We start from the raw sequence: 5872 nt of genomic DNA on the forward strand, positions 1-5872 counted from the left end.
ATTCACGGCTATATGTACTTTTGTATTGAGCCCCCCTTTTGTGCGGCGAGTAGCGTGACTCCCGCCTACTGACCCAAGTCTAGCCTTATGGGTCTTGACAAAAGTAGAATTTATCATGAACCATTCAAAATCAGGATCATCTACGAAGATCCCAAGTAAATTCCTTGTCACGCCCTCTACAAAACTGCCTGTGTACATCGTTTTAATGACCATAATCTGGTGGTAAATCTCGCCAGGATGCACTCGTTCTAAAGATCCACATTATTGCGGTGCAATCCCGCCCCAGTTCTTACGCTACCAGAAAAATACCCTTCTATTTTGCTTCATAATTTATCGCTTATATCATGTCTACGGTGACTTTAGTCCATCATCTTAGCTCCATTTTTTGCTGTTCTCATTCATAATAAACGATTATCGCATTACTACTATGCACTCAAAATCTCGTTACGAGACACCCTAAAACAAAAAAATTGATAGAAGTCTTTGGGTTGTAAAGTAATTTTTTTACTCCATTATGGAAAAAAATTTAATCTTAGAGAGGAATATTTTTGGCTAATATGAAGTCAGGAATTAAGCGAAAAATTGGAGCATATGTATCACTTTAGAATCTTATTTGAGTATTTTTTAAACAATCATAAATCAACTTCCTTTACTATATACACTGAATTTCAGAATTGATCCAAGCGACATAATTCAGTATTACAAGAATTTATAGGATATTAAAAAAAATTTAGAATATCAAAAATCCACCTAAAAACAAGACTAATGGAGCATAGAGTAGAAACATTATCATAGTTACGTATTCTGTATACAAGGAGCTAAAGAGTGGATTGAGGTGCTCAAATTTCAGCATCTCAGTAACACAGGCCATTGAATTAACACATACAATTTTTTACCTACGAGCTTTTCACTTTTTTTTTACTCCATTCTCTATCTTTGCAAATCGCCATATTAACACCACTTTTATCAATATAGACAAAACTGTGCTTGGGTATGTCTTTTACGACTTATAAGATATCCAACTCGCTTTTCTTAGACTGCTTTTCCCAAAGATAAAATTTTTCATCGCTAAATATTAGCTTTTTAAATGCTAATGCGGCATATTCTTTACTTACAGCAAACTCATCTTCGGTATCCTTCAATTTTATAATATAGGATTTAAAAGAATTGTTTACAAGCAATTGTTACCCGATTATATTGTCTATCCGAGAATAAATTGGCGATCTATATTGTTCTACCCTCCGTAATTCGGCGGAAAAGAGTGGTCCAGAGCATCCGTTCTAAAAATTCAAAAAATAGTATTGATCTATTTTCGGGTGTCCTTAGCGTGGCTAGAACACCACAAACCCTCTTTTTAACTAGAAGATGGGGTTCCATAACGCTAAACATAATACAAAATATCATAGCGACCAGTGGTTTTGTTAGGAAGTGTTTTCAGACAAATACACAGTACCATGAATCATCCCATCCTAACATAGGGTATGTCGACATTTAAGGGTACTTTAGAATTATGAGTGATGCAGCACAATGCAGAAAGGAAAAGAAAAGCGTGTGCAAGTGTGTCATCTCTGAGTGCAACGCGCCTGAAATGGGTTAACGTGTTGAACCTTTACTCGACTAGATTTTTCTCATGAATCGTGGGGGGATGACGGCTTTATTGCTGCCCATATAATGTGTCAGCATAATGGACAATATCATTGGCATCTGTAGCCTTTATCCGCCAATAGCATTTTAAAGTCAAAATTCTCCATTAAAGCAAGAGCTTTGGTATAGTTAGCGCACTGAGCAAGCCATAGAATGAATCTGATGGGGTTGCCTAACAGCGTGGATCTTCGTACTAAAACCGCCTGCTGAGCCCCTCAGGTTTTGGTTTTGTGACCATTGACTCTATTTTTTTTCTGACGCCCGCGGCGTGTTGATGGGCGTAAATCATTGTGGAATCCCTCATGATTCATTCCGTATCAGCATCTACTGCAAGGGTATTGAAAATCACTTTCCACACACTGACTTTGGATCATCTTATCAACTGTTAATGAACCCTCGAGCATTTCCCCGTAAGATTCTGGCAAGGGACGCTACGGCGCACTTTTCGGGCAATCCACATCACGGCATTGATAAATTTCCGGTTATCGTTTACCAGTACGTCCTGAATCTCTTTCTTTCCCAGACAAGCTTTCTTTTATTTCTTCCCATTGGTCGTCTCGAATCTCTTGCAATCTTATCTTCTGTTGTAACTAAACGCATTAATCTTATAACACTTAATTATAAATGTCGACACACTCTAGTTTATTTTATAAACATACCAGCTAATGACGCAGTAGCAGCTATGTCTTTAATGGGTTTGGGTTTGTCAGAAGGTCGTTTTTTCAAGACCTCAGTTTTTGAGACTATAAGCATTGATATATTCTTTTTGACAAAAATTTTGCAAATCTTTTCCTATCTTAGATCAGATCTTTTGTCACCATCATTATGACAGAAAAAGAAAAGAAAGGCTAAAAAATTTTGTGTCCTTTGTTTGTCAAAAAATCCTTGAGGATAATAGAACTTTTGATGATTATGATACTTTCTCTTACTGTTTATTCCATCGCGCAAAGTCAGCGTAGAGAGTAGGTGTTGAGATAAAACGAGATTTCTAGGCAATGAGTTATAGTTGAAGCATTATAATATGCTAAAGTAAATCATCTTGAACTAGGTGCACAACCATGATAGGATAAAGAAAAACTATTCACAAGTCCATAAAGTAAAAAAGAAATCCATTCTCTAAGTAAAAAAAGCACTTAAAATATACAGAAATGCAGTAAGTCGATAGCGTAATTAAAGAAGCTAAGATTTACCGATAAAAACTTTTTTCTTATGTTTAAGCAGAGAAAAAACCAATGTGGATAGCTAAAAATCATAAAAGAAAACGGAAGTAAAGTCTTATATATATTGAAAAAAGAGGTATTGATACGGTGAGTTACGGAGAGAGTAGAGTAAAAAAAGTAAAAAGTGCTTAGGTAAGAAGCTTGATCATTATTACAAAAGAACTTAATAGTATAGCTACAATAATCAATCCATAGCACTCAGAGATTTTAATAGGTCTTCCAATACAGATCTTTTTAATCATTGAATAAAACCGTGTTTAATCAAAGGGCTAAATCCTGGGCTAATTATGTATCGTGTTTTATACTCTTACAAGACAAAAAAATTGATGAAATCGCTTGAGTTCAGGCTCATTTTATTACCGTCATATTCTCCTGACCTGAACCCTATTAAGAAATTTTGGGCTACTATGAAACAATGGATTAACCGTCACATTACTCAATGTACTGAACTGTATAAGGAATTACTTCAATTCTTTCACATCTAGTATATCCATTAAGCAAAAAAGATTAATTTTAAGCTTCAACAGACTTTCTCAGAAAGACTACAACAAACAGAATTTTTGAGAAAATAGAATAGTATGATTCTAATTATCACTTAAGATTAATCATGTAAAATACTATATTTCATCTAGATTTAAGGAGCTGTTTTTTATTTCCTTAAAAGATAGCTCTATAGTTGGGCTGTGTTTTCTTACCTCAAAAATAAGAGTTTTCTTTCATACCCAAGGTTCATCAATACTAAAGAGAATATCCACATAAAGTTTTTTTATAATTTGGGTAATCAATAAATCACATTCGAGCTTAGGCCGAGATCTTTTTTTTATCGACTCAGACTGTGCTTTTTCCAAAAAAAACAAGCTGCCTGGCTTTTTATTATATTGTGCCTATTGCAGTGTCAGGCCAAATACCTTCAAAAAAAATTTTGAACGTTTTGGAATGTCTGTGTACCTTATCTCCGTATTTTCATATTTTTCTTACTTTTTTCTTTAACGTTGAACTTTTTAGTCTTACACTTAAATTTGGTCTTTATGCAGAAGATCTAACAAGAATTTTCATTTTTTTCTCCTAAAATATGAACATGAAAATGAAGCACTTCTTGCTTTCCATAATCGCCCTGGTTCATTATGGCTCGAAATCCATGTTTTCCAAGACCCAATAACTCAACAACAGCCACCATCCCTTTTTGAAAAGACAAAATTTCTTCCACAGAAGCATTTTTATAAAATCGAAGCGCATCTTGATAATCACCTTTAGGGATGAGCAACACGTGGATGGGCGCCTTAGGTGTAATATCTTTAAAGCATAAAGTGTGGGTATCTTCCCAAATTTTTTGACAAGGAATAATACCTTGAATAATTTTACGAAAAATATTTGACTCATACATAGCAAGGATAAAAACTATTTTATCTATTTTATCATAGCTTACTTTTATTTTTGACACAAGGTTTATAAACTATTTTTTTATCTACCCTTCATCAAGGTCTGAACAAAATTGTTCCTTAGTTTATTCATTCACTCAAAAACTTTCACAGCTGCGCTCAAAGATAGAATTACGGTGTTTCAGTATCTTTTCTTACCCCCATTCCCAGAAAATAAAATTCTTGGCTTACTAAACATAAAAAGAGGATCCGCATCCGCACCGTCCTTTTTCTTTTGGATTGTAAAATACAAATCCGGATCTCAATCCTTCCTCTACGTAATCCATAGTAAGGCCAATGATAAACATGAGTGCATTGGATTGAATGTAGATCTTAAGATCCGCGCTAATGTTTACAGGCATATCTGAAGGACATGGATCGGTGATGCAAGACATCCTATAAGAAAGTGCTGCACATCCTTTACGCTTTAACCCAATGCGTATATAAGCTCCATCATTTTTTTCAGAAATAAGTTTAAGAAATTTTTGAGCCTGGGGTGTAGCCGTTAAAATAGAAGGACTATTTTGGTCAGGGTTAGTTTTGCCCAGATCATCCTGAATATGATTATCTTTATATTTCAAAACTATGTTTTTTAATGAATAAAGTTACATATTTCTAATTCTACGTTTAATAAAAAATATTGTCTACCCCAAAAACAATATATTTCAGAACGATCTCATCAAAAAATTATCTTTATGAGAAATTCATTTAACTTATTGAGGATTATTTTAGTGAAAGCTAGTGGAATAAACGCTTTGGCTGATGAAGTAGACCTCTCATAATCTTTGGATAGCTTTCTAAAATGACCTAACCAAGCAAATGAACGCTCTAAAATCTATCGCCTTGCTGAACCTTAATCCTAATGTATTCTGCATGTTGTACAACGCTAAGCAAAACCCCTTGCTTATCAAGATAAAAATTGCCACTAGCTTTGGAAATTCTTTTTTCAGGAAAAATAATACGCTTTTCGCGTACTTTCTATCATGAGACCTAGCACTGTAAACATCAATATTTAGCGAATCGCTTAAGGTGTCTACCCCTAGATGTTTTCTACCCACCACTTTCTTGCCTCTATTATACCTTTTCCCTTCATTATTTAAAAGCCCGTGAGTTCATGCTTTGGCTATCCATGATTTCTATGCTAAGAATTTACTCTTTTCTCCTCTTCATTCTGAGTACATCTCTGAGTTTATCCATCAATATTTGAATGATCTCTCTATGCTTTAGCCTGTTCAAGTCTTCCGTCCCATACCAGCCTAGCATTTTTAGGCGGAGGCTTTCCTTGCTTTCTCTTGCGCTTGTTGATCCCTTCTTTTATAACTTTTCACGCTTCGTCTTTTAAATCTCTTGTATAACTTTTTCACCTCTTTCCCTTCTCTTTGATGTCAATCCTCTCTGTACAGGACAAAAGTTTATCTCCCTGTAAATACCCGCTCAATTACAGTGTTTTGATTAAAAATTGACCCAATATCATTCACGAAATTGTTAACCGAACGATCAATTTTAAAAAATAATTCCCGCAGCAGATCCAAGCCAACGCGTAACACGCTTTTTTCCAAACGACCATGCTTTTTCTTTTTGATAGGGGCT

At 34.8% G+C, this 5872-nt stretch carries 5 protein-coding genes and 1 pseudogene; 2 read left to right on the top strand and 4 right to left on the bottom strand.

Annotated elements, in window-relative coordinates:
- Positions 1–198 (bottom strand): annotated as a pseudogene (locus HCUR_RS09165) (hypothetical protein); the annotation flags it as partial.
- An 809-nt stretch (positions 199–1007) separates the two neighbouring features.
- On the bottom strand, positions 1008–1142 hold the full coding sequence (locus HCUR_RS09845) for a hypothetical protein (protein WP_279337629.1): 135 nt from the start codon (positions 1140–1142) through the stop codon (positions 1008–1010).
- Positions 1143–1918: 776 nt separating this feature from the next.
- On the opposite strand from HCUR_RS09845, the gene HCUR_RS08595 reads away from it, so the two are divergent.
- Both HCUR_RS08595 and HCUR_RS10225 read left to right on the top strand, forming a co-directional pair.
- Positions 1919–2473, top strand: coding sequence for a hypothetical protein (locus HCUR_RS08595; RefSeq protein ID WP_165780750.1), 555 nt, complete (start codon positions 1919–1921; stop codon positions 2471–2473).
- A gap of 717 nt (positions 2474–3190) precedes the next feature.
- A complete protein-coding gene (locus HCUR_RS10225) occupies positions 3191–3349 on the top strand; it encodes a transposase (RefSeq protein WP_423751893.1) in 159 nt (52 codons plus the stop codon).
- A 554-nt stretch (positions 3350–3903) separates the two neighbouring features.
- Here the strand turns inward: HCUR_RS10225 and HCUR_RS04405 are convergent.
- Both HCUR_RS04405 and HCUR_RS04410 read right to left on the bottom strand, forming a co-directional pair.
- On the bottom strand, positions 3904–4305 hold the full coding sequence (locus tag HCUR_RS04405; protein ID WP_243397272.1) for an HIT domain-containing protein: 402 nt from the start codon (positions 4303–4305) through the stop codon (positions 3904–3906).
- A gap of 168 nt (positions 4306–4473) precedes the next feature.
- Complete coding sequence (locus HCUR_RS04410; protein ID WP_165780752.1) at positions 4474–4863, bottom strand: HesB/IscA family protein; 390 nt, start codon at positions 4861–4863, stop codon at positions 4474–4476.
- Positions 4864–5872: the final 1009 nt, after the last annotated feature.

It is taken from the genome of Holospora curviuscula (genome assembly GCF_002930195.1).
Taxonomy (GTDB): Bacteria; Pseudomonadota; Alphaproteobacteria; order Holosporales; family Holosporaceae; genus Holospora; species Holospora curviuscula.

Coding starts and splice junctions, on each gene's coding strand:
- HCUR_RS10225 (WP_423751893.1), top strand. CDS start 3,191: ATGAAATCGCTTGAGTTCAGGCTCATTTTATTACCGTCATATTCTCCT.
- HCUR_RS08595 (WP_165780750.1), top strand. CDS start 1,919: ATGGGCGTAAATCATTGTGGAATCCCTCATGATTCATTCCGTATCAGC.